1 protein-coding gene is annotated in these 638 nt (G+C 56.4%); it reads right to left on the bottom strand.

Annotation, left to right across the window (positions count from 1 at the left end; all coding sequences use genetic code 11):
- Positions 1-617 (bottom strand): FAD-dependent oxidoreductase (locus A3730_RS03110; protein WP_231883823.1); only part of this gene is annotated, 617 nt, incomplete at its 3' end.
- Between the last annotated feature and the right edge of the window lie 21 nt (positions 618-638).

The following is a 638-nucleotide window of genomic DNA, read 5'->3' as shown; positions in this document are numbered from 1 at the left end:
TCAAATACCGCCTGCTCGCCTCCTTGATAGGTAACGTGTTTTTCGCCGTTGATCGCCTCAATACTGGCAACGTCCGCATTGAATTTCAGTGTTACGCCCTGCTCCGTCATCTGCTCGGCGATAAACTCACGAATGTCCTGGTCGAACCCGCGCAGAAACAGATCACCACGGTAGACCTGCGTCACCTCACAGCCCAGGCCGTGCAGGATGCCCGCAAACTCCGTGGCAATGTAACCACCACCCACCACGGCAACACGCCTGGGCAGTGTGTCCAGATAGAACAGGTCGTCGGAGATGCGTACATGTTCACGGCCTGGCAGGTCTGGCACGAAGGGCTTGCCACCCACTGCCACCAGAATATGCCGGGCGGTCAACACGGTTTCACCGACGGAGACCTTGCCACCACCCAATACCTGCCCGTGACCTTCAAAAATCGTCACCCCGGCCTGATTCAGAATCCGCTGGTAAATACCGTTCAACCGGCTGATTTCGCGGCTTTTGTTATCACGCAATGTGGGCCAGTCAAACTCCCAGCCTGTCACGGTGTAGCCATAATCTTCAGCCAGCGCGAATTCCTGGGGGAAATGGCTGCCGTACGAAAACAGCTTCTTGGGCACGCAGCCCACATTCACACAAGT

This window comes from Alcanivorax sp. HI0044, from assembly GCF_001634945.1.
Note: the sequence above shows the minus strand (reverse complement) of the source record. Positions and strands in the feature narration are given on the sequence as shown.